The sequence below is a fragment of the Ectothiorhodospira lacustris genome, assembly GCF_022227845.1.
Classification (GTDB): domain Bacteria; phylum Pseudomonadota; class Gammaproteobacteria; order Ectothiorhodospirales; family Ectothiorhodospiraceae; genus Ectothiorhodospira; species Ectothiorhodospira lacustris.
Map to the genome: position 1 here is coordinate 91,186 of NZ_JAJNQN010000009.1, position 15,469 is coordinate 106,654.

Sequence of the window (15,469 nt, forward strand, 5' to 3'; positions counted from 1 at the left end):
AGCGTGCCTAATAACGGGCTCGTTCCCGCGTGGGAGCGGTCCTTGGTCGCGTAAATGGGAGGCTGCAGCCCCCCACTGCCGGGAGTGTTGTTCAGGCCACCCCGATTTTCCTTTCCCCCCCCGCCGGGTTCTGCGCCACATCATGCAATGTCGATCCCGGGTCCCGGATCAGCTCCAGTAGCTGATGCCGCCGGTAGACTCCGGTTTTCTGAAAAATGCGATGCATGTAGGTCTTGACCGAAGACTCTGAAATGGAGAGGGCGTCGGCCACCTCCCGGTAGGTTTTTTCGGTCAGTACCTGGCGCAGCACCTGCTGCTCTTGGTCGGACAGTATCTGAGTGAGGGCATCAGGCAACCGCACTGCACTGTCCTGGGTTGATGGCGCATCATCGGCCGCCGTGGTCTCGGCCCCCTTTCTGGGAAGATACAGGCTCAGCACGGCCATGTTCAGCAGGATCAGGCCGACAAAGGCGATGGTGTCAGCGGCCCCGCCCAGGGCCATGCTCAGCAGGTGCCCTACCAGGATCCCCCCGCAGAGTACCCCGACACCGTAACCATAGGCACGAACCAGATCCGTCTGCTTCAGCACCAGGAAGAGCAGCAGCAGGTCGATGATGCCCGCCGCCGCCATCATGAAGAACATGGCCCCATGGATGCCCACCCCGCTGGGTAGCAGCGACCACAGGGCAAACGCCGCCAGGGCGGAGACCACGCCGATCAGCATGGCGGTGGGTTGCGTGTATTTGACCAGCCAGAGACAGCCGATGGCGCCGACGCCGTAGAAGATCACTTCCAGTCCGGGCACGACGGCATGGGCTTCATAGGCGGGAATCAGACCACCGTACATCAGTCCCGAGACGATCTGGAACACAAAGATGAAGGGCAGGTAGATCAGTAATTGCGGCAGATGCGTGGGCGTTGTTGCCCGGTGAGGTTGCCCGGGACCCAGCGGTGTCAGCAGGAACAGCAGCAGGACGCTGACGAAGGTGAGCTTGAGTTGGGGGGAGAGAGGCGCCAGACCCAGTGCCAGGGCCAGCAGGTTGCCGGCCGCCAGGGCCAGCGCGGCAAAGACGATGGGTCGCTCGGAGGCCTTGAGATATTGCCCCATGCGCAGGGAGACGGGCGCAGAGACGATGCCTAGCAGGACCATGAGGGGGATGGACCAGCCGCCCTTGAGTTCCAGGGCCAGCAGGCTCAAACCCACCGTGCCGATCAGGCCGATGCGTATCAGCTGTTGGAGTTGTTGCGCCGGCATACCGGCGGCAAGGCGACCCAGCCCGAACAGGACGCACACGTGGGGAGCAAGGAACCACGGCATCAACTGCTCGTGAGTCAGCAACATCCCTGACATGGGGAGCGCGGTCAGCCAGGCGATGAAGAGGGCGGCGATGCAGATTCTCACCAGATGTCGGGGAGCAAGCGTCATTGACATCCCAAGTTGCTGATCTCGTGCGGGAGTCTACACCATGGTTGACATGGCTCCAATGGATGGTTGACAGGTTGACGACTTATTGAAATACGTGATCGAAGGCAGAATGGTGCCTTCACCATACCCTTTCGGAGAGCCGCTGATGAATCCTGCGCCTGTTGTCGATCGACGAATCAGTCGCGCTGCCGTCTGGCTGGTGCTGCTATTGAGCGTGCCTGCCCTGGCCGATCTTGCCGCGCTGGAAGGGACGACGGGCCATCCTCCGCCCACCTCAGCGCTCTGGGCGCTTGAAGGCACCGAAGGGCATGAGACTGCCTCCGGCGGCAGCGTTCGGGAAGATGATATCCGCTGCACCGGCGATGTCCCCTGTGTGGAGATCGCCACCGATCTGGCGCTTAGGGGCCTGCCCAGGCCGTTCTCCCACATCTATCGGGAACCCCGGGTGGAAGAGGGCATGATCGCCGTGGCCAATGTGCCGGCCTTTCGTCCCCTGTATGTATTCGAGCGCAGTGATCTGGACTTTACCCAAGGCGCGGATCCACGGGGTTGGTACCGGGTGGGCGCCAACCGGGCCCGGTCCGATGGCTGGATGCAGGCCAAGGATCTGCTGGAATGGCGGCAGGCCCTGCTGGTGTCTTATACCCATCCGGGTGATGCCATCGAAGGCCGCAATCCGGTCCTGATGTTCAGGGATCTCAAGGCCCTGGAAGCCGTGGTGGACGACCTGGACATGGCGGGGCGGGCCAGGGCCATCTACCAGGGGATCAGCAAGGGCGAGGTGCCCGAGTCCGTGATCAGCATAGAGCCGGCCCGCTTCGTGGATATCACTCGCCAGTTCTACATGCTGCCCATCATCGACTGGCAGGAAACCCGGATTCACGGTGACGATGCCCGTTTGTTGCAGCTGGCAGCCGCCGTGCCGCGTCAGCGCGGCGCCGATACCCTGGAAGACGACGCCTACCGGACCCAGTCCCTGGTGAGTAGGACCCAGGCCGGCAGCAGCGCCGGGGAACTGAGTGTGGATATCGTGTTCGTCATCGATACCACCCGCAGCATGCAGCCCTTCATCGACATGACCCGCGAGGCGGTGATCCGCATGACCCGCCAGTTCACCGACGAGACCACGGGCCGGTTCCGCTTCGGTCTGGTGACCTTCCGGGATTCCACCGAGGTGATCCCTGCCCTGGAGTACGTGACCCGCAACCATACCCCGACTCTGGTGGACGGCAACACACTGGTGGAGCTGCTGGGCAATTCCGCCCGGGCCACACAGGTGGGCAGCCTGGATTATGCCGAGGAGGTCTTTGCCGGCGTAGATACCGCCTTGCGCAGTCAGTGGCGTGAAGGTGCTCTGCGCTTCATGATCATGGTCGGTGATGCCGGCTCCCATCCCAAAGGGCATCCCCAGAACGTTACCGGCAAGGATGAAACGGACCTGCGCCGGGAGCTGGATGACGCCCAGATCCACCTGCTGTCCATTCATCTGCAGGATCCCCGGGCGGCGGAGGATCATCCCATCGCCCAGGCCCAGTTCGGGCGTTTGTCCCGGATTCGCGGCGATGAATCCCGGTCCGCCCTGGAAGCGGTCAATGCTTTTGATGAAGCCGAATATCAGGCTCTGGTGGATCGTGTAACCGGGGGCATCAACCGGTTGCTTACCACCACTATCGGTGCCGAGGCGTCCGCTGCCGAGGCATCGGCCACCGCCGAGCCGGTGCTGGAGTCCGTGTCCAATCTCTGGCAGGCGGCCATGGTGGAGTATATCGGTCGGGATGCCAATCCACCCAAGGATGTGGTGGCCTGGTCCCTGGACCGGGACCTGGTGAATCCTGCCGATCGGGCGCTGGATGTGCGCGCGCTGGTGAACCGGGAGCAGCTCAGCTCCCTGGCCCAGTCCCTGGACATGGTGGTGCAGGCCCTGATGCGTGCTGAGGTGACCCAGGCGCAATTCTTCGAGGCCTTGCAGGGGGTGGCCGGACAGACCATGAAGCGGCCGGATGAGATCGGCCAGGGCGCTCGACTGGCAGAGACCGGGCTGTTGCCCGCCTTCATCCAGAGCCTGCCTTACCGCAGCGATATCCTGTCCCTGACCGATGAGATGTTTGCCGGCATGACCACCGAGCAGCGTTCACAGCTGGAGTGGAGCATCCTGGCCAAGCTGGAGCAGTACCGGGCCATCAACGAACAGGTGGATGCCTGGTTCCGCCTTAACGATGCCGACGAAGACAGGGACATGGTCTATCCGCTGCATCTGGACTACCTGCCCTGAGCCGGGGGAGCGACATGTCCATGGCCATGCTCTGCCTGGAGGGTGTCATCAAGCACAGGGAGCAGGGGGGGAGCCGCTTTGAGCTGGAGATCCCGGCCTTCTCGGTCAGCGCCGGCGAACTGGTGGCGGTGGTGGGCGCCAGCGGCTGCGGCAAGAGTACCTTGCTGGATCTGTTGGCGATGGTGATGGAACCCACCCAGGCGGACCGTTTTCATTTCAGGCCCCGTCAGGACACTGTGCCTATTGATGTGCGTGTGCTCTGGGCCCGTGCCCGGGAGGCCGAACTGGCGGGGCTGCGGCGCGACTATCTGGGCTACGTGCTGCAGACCGGTGGTCTGCTGCCCTTTATCAGTGTGCGTGACAATATCCGTTTGCCGGGGCGCATCCGTGGTGGTGTCGGTGGGCAGTCCGGGCGGATTACTGCACTGGCCCAGCGCCTGGGGGTGGCGACCTGTCTGGATCGTATGCCTCATGCCCTTTCCGTAGGGCAGCGGCAGCGGGTGGCCATTGCCCGGGCGCTGGCCCATGAACCCCGTCTGGTGCTGGCCGATGAACCCACGGCGGCGGTGGACAAGACCCGTGCGCGGGACATCATGCGGGATTTTCATGCCCTGACTCGCGATGAAGGTGTGGCGGTGGTGATGGTTACCCATGACGTGGAACTGGTGACCGACCATGCCGACCGTTTTTATACCTTCGATGTGCAACAGACCACTGCGCAAAGGACTCGCTCCGTCTGTCGTCCGCTCCATGCCGCGCAGTAGGTCTCCATGCCCAACAGCCTGAGCCCGTTTCGACTCATTCCCGCCCTGGCGGCCGCCCATCTGCGCCATGACTGGATACTCACCCTGTGCCTGGTGGTGGCCCTGGCGGCGGTGATTGCCCCCCTGCTGGTACTGATGGGGCTCAAGCACGGCACCATCGAGACCCTGCGCGAACGTCTGGTGGAGGACCCGATGTTCCGGGAGATCAGGCCCGCCCAGACCCGGCAGTATGCCCCCGCATGGTTCGACGAGGTCGAACGGTGGCCCGGGGTGGCCTTTGTCACGCCTACCATTCTGCCCCTGTCCTCGGTGCTGCAGGTGGTGCATTCGGGGACCGGCCGTACCGAGTTGTTCGATCTGGTGCCCACGGCGGCGGGAGACCCTCTGCTGCTGGAAAACGGCGCCCGCATCCCTGGCGAGGATCAGCTGGTGCTCAGCCATGAGGCTGCGCGTCGCCTGGGGGTGTCCGCCGGTGATCGTCTCACGGTGCGAGTAACCCGTTCGCGGGCGGGGCGCACCGAGCAGGCCGAGGAAGTGCTGGAAATCGTCTCCGTATTGGCATCCCGGGCCGGGCATCTGCCTCGGATCTACGCCCCCCTGTCGCTGGTACTGGATGTGGAAGCCTACAAGGAAGGCTACGGTGCACCCCGGCGGGGTTGGCCGGGAGAGACGCCGGAGCCTCACCTGAGCTTTGACGGCGCCATCCTGCTGCTGGAGAGTCCGCTGGATCCTATTGCCCGCACCGGCCTGGTGATCAATACCGGTTTTGCCCGGATGCAGGAAGCATCTTCGGAACGAATCCGCACCCTGCTGGGCTTCACCCCGCCGGCTCGGTTGCACGCCTATGAACTGCTGACCCCGGGGACGGCCGTCACCCTGTCCAACCTGCGTGCCATCGAACAGAAGCTCCGGGGGCAGGAACGCTGGTTGCTGCCCTATGTGACGCAGGTGCAGCTCCATGCCGGAGCGGATCTGCCCTGGTCACCGGTGGGTCTGTCCCTGACGGTTGAGCAGGCGACCCACCTGGGCGTCGATCCGACGCCCTGGGGCGGCTTCACGGGCAGCGCCCCCGCGGGCGAACGCCTGGTCTCTGTCCTGTTGCCCCGGGATGCCGGCTTGTCGCAGACTCCGCTGGTGGTCGGTAGCCGGGGTGTGGCACCTCTGTCGCTGGAGCTGGCCGTCCTGGGACAGACCGGCCTGGATCGCCCCGTGGTGCCGGTGGAGTTGCTGGGGGTGCTGCGTACGGCCACCCAGCGGGCGGTGATCCAGGACCCCGAAACCCGCCGTTTCGAGATGGCCCGGGGCGGTTACCGGGGATTTCGTCTCTATGCCTCCGGCATTGATGAGGTGCCCGCCCTGGCCCGACGCCTGGAGGCTCAAGGCATTGAATTCATCGCCCAGGTGGAAGCCATCGAACGCATTCGGATCCTGGACGCCGGTCTGGGCCGACTGTTCCAGCTGATCGCCCTGCTGGGGATCAGCGGCGGGACGGCGGTCCTGATCGCCAGTCTCTACGCTTCCGTGGAACGTCTGCGGCGGGATCTGGGGGTATTGCGTCTGCTGGGACTGGCGCGCCGGCATGTGTTTTTCTTCCCAGTGGCGGAAGGGGCGATGATCGCCGCCCTGGGGCTGCTGGCTGCCTTTGCCGGCTACGCCGCCCTGGCCATGACGATCAATCGTACCTTTGCCAGTGAGCTGGCGCCCGGCGAGCGTTTTTGCACCCTGCCGCCGAGCCATGTCCTGATGGCCATCGTCGCCACCCTGTCGCTGGCGGTCCTGGCCTCCCTGGTGGCCGCCTGGCGGGCCACTCATATCGATCCTGCGGAGGCCATCCGTGAACAGTGAATGGTGTGTTTGGGTGAACCGGCGACGCTGGTACCCCTGGGTGCTGTTGGTCGTGACCCTGATGAGTTCGTGGGCAGGCGCCGACGAGACACTCACCCCCACTTTCTTTAATCCCCGACCTGCAGCAGGGGATATCGTCCTGCCCATGCCCAACAGCGCCGAGATGGTGTTTCGGGCTGTACGGGTGCCCGGTAGCGGGTTTTGGGGGGATCGTGAGCGGATCATCCAGATCGGGGATGCCTCCGGGGGGATCTTCGAGGGTTTGCAGCGCACCCAGATCAGTGGTTCGTTTCCCAGTACGGACGGGCAGGGCTGGGACATCATCCTGGCCAAGTATGAGCTGACCCGGGCCCAGTATGTGGCGGTGATGGGCATGGATTCCCTGCTGGCGGTGAGCGGTGACCCGGAGGATCAGAAATTGCCGACCTTGCAGGGGCGGGCCCTGCGGGATGCCCTGACCCTGCCGCTGGCCTTTGTCAGCCACCAGGACATTCAGGCCTTCATCCGCCGTTACAACCAGTGGCTGTTCGATCCAGAGCATCCGGAGCGCGCCCTGGCATTGCCCCGGGTGGATGGTGTCCCCGGTTTCCTGCGCCTGCCCACCGAAGATGAATGGGAATATGCGGCCCGGGGTGGTCTGCCGGCCCTGCAGGCGGGGACGTTCAATGACCGGCTGTCGTTTCCCGAGCGTGAGATCAATGAATATGCCTGGCATCTGGGTAATGCCCGTCATCAGTTGCGGTCCGTCGGTCTGCGCCGGGCCGATACCCTGGGTTTCCATGACCTGCTGGGCAATGCCCAGGAAATGACCGCCGGCCTGTTCCGGCCCGAGGTCTGGCAGGGCAAGCCGGGCGGGGTGGCCGTCCGGGGCGGCAGCGTCTCCACACCGCAGGCAGAGCTCAGAAGTGCTCTGCGGGCTGAACTGGATGCCTATGCCTGGAATGCGGATCAGGGGCGCATGGAGGAGCGGCGGTCTTTCAATACCGGCGTGCGCCTGGCCATCGGTGCCAACGTGGTGGTCAGCACCGCCCAGCGCAATCGCATCGAGCAGGAATACGAACAGTACCGGGCGGACCTGCGGCGCACCATGCCTGTGGGCCGAACCCTGGACAACCTGGTGGCCCAGGCCGCGGTGCAACTGGGCACGGTGGAGCCCATCCTGGCCCGGTTGATGGAGGAGAACGTCGCATTGAGGGAGCCGCTGACCGCGGTACAGGCGCACATGGACCGGGCCCGGGAACGTCTGGAACTGGCCCAGCGGGAGAGTGCCCGCAGTCTGGCCCAGGATGCCGCCCGCAACGGGGTGAACCTGAGTGTCTACTTATCCCGCCTCAGCCGTCTGCAAGGCAGCCTGGAAACCGCTCGCCGGTTGGCTGAACTGTCCACCCGCTACCAGGAGCAGGTGACCGCGGTAGAGGCGTCGATCAGGGACCTTGACGGGGCGGCCCGGGAACAGTTGCAGGGCTACCGGGACAAGGTCTCCGCTCTGGGGGATTACGAACCAGCCTATATTGAACAGGCCTTTGCCGCTCTGGCCGCCCGCGAGACACCCAGGCGGGAGCAGGTAGTGCTGGAACTGCTCAGGACCCATGCCGAGGACTTCAATGAAGAGCGCCGGGCCGATCTGGACCGCTGGCTGGAAGACTACCGGGAGCGTTTTCGGGACTTTAGCGACGGCTAATGACTTATTCGACACTGAACGTGAGGGGGAAAGACCATGAATAACACCCATAAAGGTTTGTCACTGTTGTGCGCCGTGGCATTGCTGGGGGGATGCGCCACCATGGATGATCAGCAGCGTACCCGTGGGGAGGGCGCCGCGGGGGGCGCCCTGATCGGCGGCCTGCTGGGTTATGCCATCGACCGCGAGCGCGGTGCCGCGGTGGGTGCCCTGCTGGGGGGCGGGATCGGCTTTGCCGTGGGCAACGAAATCGCCAAGCGCAAGCAGGCCTATGCCAGCACCGAGGATTTCCTGGATGGTGAGATCGCCCGGGTGGCGGAATTCAATACCACGACGCTGGCCTACAACCAGCGTCTGAGCACCGAGATTGCACAGCTTGAAACGGAATCCCGCAACCTGCGGGCTCGGTACAACGCCGGCAATGCGGACCGCAAGGCCTTGCAGGCCCGCAGGGATGACCTTAGAGGCCGTATCGAGACGGCGCAGAAGCTGGAAAAGACCCTGGAAGACGAGCTCAAGGTCCAGAACGCCATTCTGGCCCAGGAAAGCAAGGGTCGACCCAAGGATGATCCCTACATCGCCCGTCTGGAGCAGGAGGTCGCGGCCCTGCAGGCCAACCTGGGACAGCTGCAGGAAGGCAGCGCCCAGTTGGCCCTTATCGATCAGAGGCTGTCCGTATGAAGGCTTGCAGGCTGATGGCGATCGCCCTGCCCATGGTCTTGCTGGCAGGCTGTGCCACTTCCACTGACCCCCGGGAAGGCGGGCTTCTGGGCGGCATTCAGGGATTGGGCAGCGGTGCCTATGACTCCCGGGTGCAGGAACGTGAGGCACGTCTGGAGGCGTTGCGCAGGACTCAGCGGGAACTGGAAGGTGAACAGGGTGACCTGGAAGCCCGCAAGGCCGAGCAGACCCGGCAGGTGGCGGCGGAGCGTACGCGTCTGGACCGACTCAATGCGGACGTGGCGGCCCTGGACCGGGAGATGGCGAGTCTGAGTGCGCAGCACGGCCGGGGTGATCAGCGGGTTCGGGAACTGCAAACCCGCCTGACCGACCTGAAACAGCAGATGGGCCAGCAGCAATCCGCCCTGGATGCCCTGGAAGGCAGTGGTCTTGGCGACAGTGATACAGACCTGCGTCGTCGTCAACTGGAGCAGCAGCGTCAGGCGTTGCAGAAGGAATATGAACTGCTCATGCAGCTGTCCCTGGAGTTGGCTCGTTGAAACGGAGTCTGGCGTTGTTGCTGGTCTGTCTGACCCTCTCTGGAGGGACTGCCTGGGGTAGCGGGAGCGGTGACGCAGCGACTCCCCTGGATGAGATTCGCCAGGTCATCCGGGAACGTGCACTGCATCCGCCCGCTGAATCGGTCCTGCAGGGGCTGACCGTCGGGAATCTGGAGCAGGATCTCCAGGCCCTGGATCCCCATGCCCGTTACTTTCCCGCGGGCGCGTGGCGTTCTCCCATGTTGGGCCGGGATGCCTGGGTGGGGATCGGCGCCGATCTGGTGTTTGAGGACGGCAAGGTCATACTGTTGCCTTACCAGGGCGGCACTGCCGCCCTGGCCGGCATCGAGGAAGGCACACAGTTGCTGCAGGTCGGCAATGCTTCCGTGGTCGGGCTTTCTCCCCAGGAACTCCTGAGCGTGCTGCGGGGGACGGAGGGAAGCCGCGTGGCCCTGACCTTGTTGCCCGGCGGACTAAATGCCGAGCCTGTGATGCAGGTGATTACCCGGCAGCGATTTCGTCCCCTGGACGTGGAGTTGCTGGGGCCGCCCGGGCAGCGGATCCTCAAGGTACGGGATTTCGTCGGCGGCCTGACACGGCCGGCGTTGCTGGCAACACTGGAGTTCGTGCTTGCATCACCGCGTCCCTCCGGTGATGGAGACATGCCCCTGATCCTGGATCTGCGGGATTCCGGGGGTGGGGATCTGTTTGAAGCTTTGGATATGGCTGCCCTGTTCCTGCCCGCGGGTGCCGTGCTGGGCAGTGTGCAAGGGGCTGACGGCCATCCCGCCATTTTCCATGCGCCACCCGGACGAAAGGTGGATATCCCCATGGTGCTTTGGGTGGGGCCGGATACGGCCAGTGCGGCAGAAGTGTTTGCCGGGGCGCTGCAACACCATGGTCGGGCGAAGGTCGTGGGGCGGCCGACTTTCGGCAAGTGCAGCAGCCAGACGGATGTCAGCCTGTCGGATGGCTCGGTGCTGCGCCTGACCAACCGGATGGTCCTGCTGCCCGGGGGCGAGCGCTGCACGGCTGCGGGCATCCAGCCCGATGTGGCGGTGAGTGCGGCGATGCTGCGGGATCCATTGCGTTTGCTCGGCGTGTCCAGAGCTCTCTTGCATGGCCGGCCCGAGGCCATCCCGGCTGTTGAACGTGAGCCGCAGATTCCTGATGAATCACGCTAGGAAAATAGCCTGACGGGATGTCAATCACCCTTGCCGCCCGGCAACGGGCGGTCTTTTTGTGATGGGAGTTCATGTCATGAATGCATTGCGTGGGTCCGTGCTGTTGTTACTGCTGTGGCTGCCGTGCATGTCCGGGGCGGAATCAGCGTCATGGCCGGATGAGTTGCTGGCACTGGAGCAGCAGGATCGCCTCACGGTACGCGCCCTGGCCGCCTATGGCCTCTTGCCGGATCGCTATCGCGCGCTGGCGATGGCGTTGCGGGGGCATGACCTGGATCTGCTGGCGGCGGACAGGCGCCGGCTCGAGAACTGGATCAATGAGGCGGCGCTGTCGGCCGAGCACCTCGCCGCCCTGGGGTCGTTGCTGGAACTCATGACCCCGCCGCTGGCGGTGGTCCAGGTGATCGGGACGGTGGATACCCGGTCTGAACCGTCGAGCAGCGCGGAATCGGGCCTCTGGTATGACGTGGTCCGTACCGTCGACCTCAATCTGCCGAACCAGGCGGCACCGATCGAGGCATCCCGCCTGTTACAGGATTCCCAGGGGCGCTGGCATGTGCTGTTCAAGCAGGTCAACGATGGCCGGGCGGCGATGGCGAGGTTGGATGCGCAGACCCTGCAGCCGGAAGCGACTCCGGTGCCGTTGATCCATGAGGGCCGCCCGCTGGGCTATGTCCATAACGGGGTTTTTACCCGCGATGGGGAACTGATCATCTCCCGCATGGCCATGGGTGGTGAATCACCCCTGCTGAGGCTGTTTCCAGGTACTGAGCGATTGGCCGAGGCGATCACCCTGACCGGTGAGGTCAATCAGGTGGGAGGTGCCTTTGATCTGGATCTGGACGGTGAAGGCAATATCCATGTGGTGGAGGCCGCGTCGGATTTTTCGGGTGTCAAAGGCGTGAAGAAGTTCTCGCCGGAGGGCCGCTTCCTGGCCTTTTTCAGTGGCCCCAATGGTCGCCTGGAACACCAGTATGGCCGTATCCGTGACCTTCGTATCTCCGCCGACGGCACCATCCATGTGGGGGATACCCATCGTGTGAAGCGCCTGTCCGCCGAGGGTGAATTATTGAACATTCTGGCTTCTCCGGCTGATGAGATGGCCTGGCGGGGCGGTCCTATTGCCGTGGATGACAGTGGCGCCGTCTTCCTTGCGGACACTGCCCATGGACGGATTCTCAAGTTCTCCCCGGGAGGGGATTTGCTCAGTGTCATTGGTCGACAGGGGAGCGGTACCGGCGAGTTCATGTTCCTGCGGGACCTGCAGGTGGATGCGGCCGGGCGGCTATATGTCCTGGACGACATGCAGGATGCCGACCGCAAGCCCCGGCTTCGACTGCAGGTCCTGGCGCCTTCCGACAAGGCACCCGAACCCATGCTGTCCGAGCGGCTGCACCTGGCCACTTGGGCGCAGAAGGGGGCCAGAGATATGGCGGTGGGTCCCGACGGTACCCTGTGGGTGCTGGCGCGTTGGGAAGAAAAGACGGATGACGGCGCCATCGGTGTGGTCAGGATTCTGCGTCTGAATCAGGACGGAGAACTGGCCGTGCACTTCGGAACGTGGGGGACGGCGCCGGAAGCCCTGAGTGTGCCGGAGTCGCTGGCCGTGGGGCCGGACGGGACGTTTTACGTGCTGGATGTCGGCGAGTCCGGCCCGGTGGTCAAGGTTTTTGATCCTGAAGGCAGGTTCCTGCGGGGCTGGGGGACCATCGGGACCTATGAGCAGCGCGAAGAGCCGGGGCTGCTGCGCAGTCCGCGCAAGATCCGCGTGGCGCCGGACGGTACCCTGCTGATCACCGACCCCATGAAATTCGGTGTCCTGCGTTTTGATACTCAGGGAAATTTTCTGCATCAGGCGGGTCGAGAGCGGGAAAGGTACTCCAATGAGATCGAGGGGTTCCCCCAGTATCCCGAGGATGCCTTTGCCGCTGCCGACGGGCGCATCTTCATGCCGGACAAGAACAATGGTCTGATCCAGGTGTTTGATGCCGATGGTGCTTTTCTGAGGCTCATCCGGCGAGAGGGGGGATATCTGGGCGGACTGTCGATTCCCAAGGCACTGGTGGTGGATTCAAGGGGACACATCCTCGTCACCGAGGGCCATCATGTTCAGGCCTTCCACGGGGATGGTTCACTGCATCTGAGGCTGGGCGCGCCCGGGGGGCGGGACGGCCATTTTGACGAGCCGGTACGCATCGAAATCGCACCGGACGACAGTATCTATGTCCTGGATACCTTTCTGATCGGCGACCGGCCACCCCGTATCCAGCATTTTCGGGCCTTGCCATAGGGCACATAGGTATAGGGCACATAGGTATAGGCAGGCAGGTTGCGGATGTCAACGCAGTGTCTTGCCGTGCGTGTATGGTGTTGAAGATATTCACCATCAACCTGGAGTACGGACATACCCATGCCCCCTTACCTCAAGCGGACGCTGAGTTGGCTGCATCGCTGGCTCACCCTGATCCTGCTGCCCCTGTTTGCCCTTATCATCATCACTGGCGCGATCCTCTCCTTCGATCCCATCCTTGATGACCTCCGGTCGGGGTCTGCGGCCGAGGCCCCGGCGGACGCCGTCGCGCTGGTGCAACTGCTCAACCAGGTCGATCCCGGGCAGCGGGCACGCTCCGTGGTGGTGGAAGAAGGCCGTGTGGTGTTGCTGGAGTTCCGCGAGCAGGGCCGTTCCCAATTCATGACCTTTGATCTGGACACCGGTGAGTCGCTTGAGCATCGCGGCGAAAGGGGCGATTTCTTTAATACTGTCAAGCACCTGCACAAGGATCTGTTGCTGGATGCCGCCATCGTGGTGGAGATTGCCACCTACCTGATGGTGCTGGTGATCATCGCCGGCCCCTTCCTGGCCTGGCCCCGGTTGCGCCGGACCCTCATGGGTTGGCACACCCTGGGTGGTTGGGTGGCCCTGCCGCTGGTGCTGATGATCGCCGTGACCGGGATCCTTATGTCCCTGCACATCGGCACGCCACGGCTGCCCCCGCTGCACCCGGATGACCGGCCCGTGGGGATGGCGTCCGCCATCGAGCAGGCCATGGCCAGCGGCGATCTGTCCGGGGTACGGGAGGTGACCCGGGTCAAGCGCTCTGCCGCCGCGGTCCGGGGTGTCGATCCGGTTGGTGAAGCGGTTCATGTGGTGAGCCGTCATGGGGTGATTCGACAGGACCACTTTCCGGGGTTGGTGAAGGAACTCCATGAAGGCACCTGGTCCGGTGCCTGGTCCGGCATGCTCAATCTGCTGGCCTCCGTGATCCTGATGGGGCTGATGGGTACGGGGCTGTGGTCCTGGGAACGTCGCCGGCGCCAGAGCCGCCGACGCAGCGGGGACGCCCACGCGGATATCCTGGTGGCCCACGCCAGTCAGACCGGTACGGCCGCGAAGCTGGCAGACCTGACCCGCCAGGCCCTGCAGGCCGGCGGTAGCCGGGTACTGCACGCCTCGGTGGCGGGGCTGTCCGTGGCGGAGCTGAAGGGATTTCGCCAGGTGTTTCTGATTGTCTCCACCGCGGGGGAGGGACAGGTGCCCGAACAGGCACGATCGTTCCTCAAGGTCTTGGGTGGCGCGGATCTGGCCGGTTGCCGGTTCTCCGTCCTGGCCCTGGGGGATCGCAGTTATACCCACTTCTGTCGCGGTGGCGAGCAGCTACGCGCGGCCCTGCTGGCCGCCGGTGGCGTGGAAGTCCTGCCGATGATGACGGTGGATGGGGATCCGGCGGCGGACTGGCGCCGCTGGCTGGATCAGGTGGCCGCTCAGTTGGGCATCGGCCTGGGGGACGTGGCTGCGCCGCAGGGGGACCAACCGGTCCGGCTGACCTTGAGGGAGCGGCGTCAACTTAATGATCCCGCTGATCCGGATACCCATGAGGTCTGGAGCCTGCGGTTTGAAAGTGATGTGCCGCTGACGTTCCGGCCGGGGGATCTGCTGCTGGTGCGACCGGCTGCCGGTGAGCCGGCGCGGCCTTATTCCATCGGTAGCACGCCGGACGAGGATCCTCGCTCGATCCTGCTGACAGTGGCCCTGGTGAGCCACCGGGAGGCGGATGGGGCGGAGCGGCTGGGCAAGGCCTCGGGCCTGTTGTGTCGGCAACTCAAGGAGGGGGATGTGCTGGAGGGCCGGCTTCGCGCCCATCCCGACTTCAATCCGCCCGAGGACCCTGCGCGTCCCATGATCATGCTGGCTGCCGGCTGCGGGATTTCCCCGTTCGTCGGCTTCATTGCCGAGCAGGCCTTCCGAAAGCGACCGGGGCCGACCTGGCTGATCTTCGGCAATCGCAAGCGGGCCGGGGATTTCTTCCATGGGGAGCAGCTGGCGGCTTGGCATCGGGCCGGGGATCTGGACCGGCTGGATGCGGTTTTTTCCCGGGATCCGGAAGGAGGCGGTTATGTGCAGGATCAGCTGCATGCGGCCGCCGATGAGCTGATGACCTGGGTGCTGGAGCGTGATGCGGTGATCTATGTCTGCGGCAATGCCCGGACCCTGGGGCAGGGGGTGCGCACCGCGCTGGCGGAGATCCTGGCGGCCCGAGAGGGGGTGACCGTGGACGAGGCCGTCCGGCGCCTCCAGGCATGGGAGGCCGGGGGCAAGCTGCGGATGGATCTGATTGACTGAGCCGCCGAGTGCTATCCTGTGCGCTCCTGCCGGCCGCGAGGGCGGACCCGGCAGTGATGTCTTAACCTCACGGGAGAATCAGGCATGTCGGAGATTTCAGGAAATACGGTTGGGGGCGAGCCGGGCAAGGATCAGGCCATGATGCCGAAGATCATCTATGCCCTGTACTTGGTCTCGCCCATCGTCGGCCTGACGGGGCTGATTGGTGTGATCGTGGCCTATGTCTATCGGGGCGACGGCAGCGGCTGGCTGCGGAGCCATTATGATTTCCAGATCCGTACTTTCTGGATTGGGCTGTTGTACGTGATCGTGGGCATACTGCTGACGTTCGTCGTCGTTGGCTACCTGGTGCTGCTATTCTGGTTTGTGTGGCTGGTTATCCGTTGCGTGAAGGGCTGGAAGGCGCTGAGCGAGGGGCAGGCCGTGGCCAACCCAGAACGCTGGTCGTGGTGAAGT

The 15,469-nt window shown here is 64.2% G+C and carries 11 protein-coding genes; 10 read left to right on the top strand and 1 reads right to left on the bottom strand.

Going from position 1 to position 15,469, the window contains the following annotated elements; translation table 11 throughout:
- Positions 1-91 precede the first annotated feature (91 nt).
- Positions 92-1,426, bottom strand: a complete 1,335-nt coding sequence (locus LQ956_RS08365) for a helix-turn-helix transcriptional regulator (protein ID WP_238623507.1) — start codon at positions 1,424-1,426, stop codon at positions 92-94.
- 145 nt (positions 1,427-1,571) lie between these two features.
- Here LQ956_RS08365 and LQ956_RS08370 point away from each other — a divergent pair, with 145 nt between their 5' ends.
- The 10 genes from LQ956_RS08370 (at position 1,572) to LQ956_RS08415 (ending at position 15,466) form a co-directional block, all read left to right on the top strand.
- Complete coding sequence (locus LQ956_RS08370) at positions 1,572-3,698, top strand: vWA domain-containing protein (protein WP_238629707.1); 2,127 nt, start codon at positions 1,572-1,574, stop codon at positions 3,696-3,698.
- Between the two features lie 20 nt (positions 3,699-3,718).
- Positions 3,719-4,462, top strand: coding sequence for an ABC transporter ATP-binding protein (locus LQ956_RS08375; protein WP_238629706.1), 744 nt, complete (start codon positions 3,719-3,721; stop codon positions 4,460-4,462).
- 6 nt (positions 4,463-4,468) lie between these two features.
- Entirely contained in the window at positions 4,469-6,307 is a 1,839-nt protein-coding gene (locus LQ956_RS08380; protein WP_238623356.1) for an ABC transporter permease, read from the top strand.
- Positions 6,297-7,988 (top strand): formylglycine-generating enzyme family protein, encoded by a 1,692-nt coding sequence (locus tag LQ956_RS08385; protein ID WP_238623355.1) that lies wholly within the window; start codon positions 6,297-6,299, stop codon positions 7,986-7,988. Before LQ956_RS08380 ends, LQ956_RS08385 begins: the two co-directional genes overlap by 11 nt.
- 36 nt (positions 7,989-8,024) lie before the next feature.
- Complete coding sequence (locus LQ956_RS08390) at positions 8,025-8,669, top strand: YMGG-like glycine zipper-containing protein (protein WP_238623354.1); 645 nt, start codon at positions 8,025-8,027, stop codon at positions 8,667-8,669.
- Positions 8,666-9,208, top strand: coding sequence for a hypothetical protein (locus LQ956_RS08395; RefSeq protein WP_238629705.1), 543 nt, complete (start codon positions 8,666-8,668; stop codon positions 9,206-9,208). Before LQ956_RS08390 ends, LQ956_RS08395 begins: the two co-directional genes overlap by 4 nt.
- Positions 9,205-10,392 (top strand): S41 family peptidase, encoded by a 1,188-nt coding sequence (locus tag LQ956_RS08400; protein ID WP_238629704.1) that lies wholly within the window; start codon positions 9,205-9,207, stop codon positions 10,390-10,392. The genes LQ956_RS08395 and LQ956_RS08400 overlap by 4 nt, the downstream gene beginning before the upstream one ends.
- Positions 10,393-10,468: 76 nt before the next feature.
- Positions 10,469-12,682, top strand: coding sequence for an NHL repeat-containing protein (locus LQ956_RS08405; protein WP_238629703.1), 2,214 nt, complete (start codon positions 10,469-10,471; stop codon positions 12,680-12,682).
- Positions 12,683-12,802: 120 nt separating this feature from the next.
- Positions 12,803-15,013 (top strand): PepSY domain-containing protein, encoded by a 2,211-nt coding sequence (locus tag LQ956_RS08410; RefSeq protein ID WP_238629702.1) that lies wholly within the window; start codon positions 12,803-12,805, stop codon positions 15,011-15,013.
- An 84-nt stretch (positions 15,014-15,097) separates the two neighbouring features.
- The gene (locus LQ956_RS08415; RefSeq protein ID WP_238621625.1) at positions 15,098-15,466 is read left to right on the top strand and encodes a DUF4870 family protein; all 369 of its coding nucleotides are present in this window, start codon (positions 15,098-15,100) and stop codon (positions 15,464-15,466) included.
- The last annotated feature ends 3 nt before the right edge of the window (positions 15,467-15,469 follow it).

Coding starts and splice junctions, on each gene's coding strand:
- LQ956_RS08365 (WP_238623507.1), bottom strand. CDS start 1,426: ATGACGCTTGCTCCCCGACATCTGGTGAGAATCTGCATCGCCGCCCTC.
- LQ956_RS08370 (WP_238629707.1), top strand. CDS start 1,572: ATGAATCCTGCGCCTGTTGTCGATCGACGAATCAGTCGCGCTGCCGTC.
- LQ956_RS08375 (WP_238629706.1), top strand. CDS start 3,719: ATGGCCATGCTCTGCCTGGAGGGTGTCATCAAGCACAGGGAGCAGGGG.
- LQ956_RS08380 (WP_238623356.1), top strand. CDS start 4,469: ATGCCCAACAGCCTGAGCCCGTTTCGACTCATTCCCGCCCTGGCGGCC.
- LQ956_RS08390 (WP_238623354.1), top strand. CDS start 8,025: ATGAATAACACCCATAAAGGTTTGTCACTGTTGTGCGCCGTGGCATTG.
- LQ956_RS08395 (WP_238629705.1), top strand. CDS start 8,666: ATGAAGGCTTGCAGGCTGATGGCGATCGCCCTGCCCATGGTCTTGCTG.
- LQ956_RS08405 (WP_238629703.1), top strand. CDS start 10,469: ATGAATGCATTGCGTGGGTCCGTGCTGTTGTTACTGCTGTGGCTGCCG.
- LQ956_RS08410 (WP_238629702.1), top strand. CDS start 12,803: ATGCCCCCTTACCTCAAGCGGACGCTGAGTTGGCTGCATCGCTGGCTC.
- LQ956_RS08415 (WP_238621625.1), top strand. CDS start 15,098: ATGTCGGAGATTTCAGGAAATACGGTTGGGGGCGAGCCGGGCAAGGAT.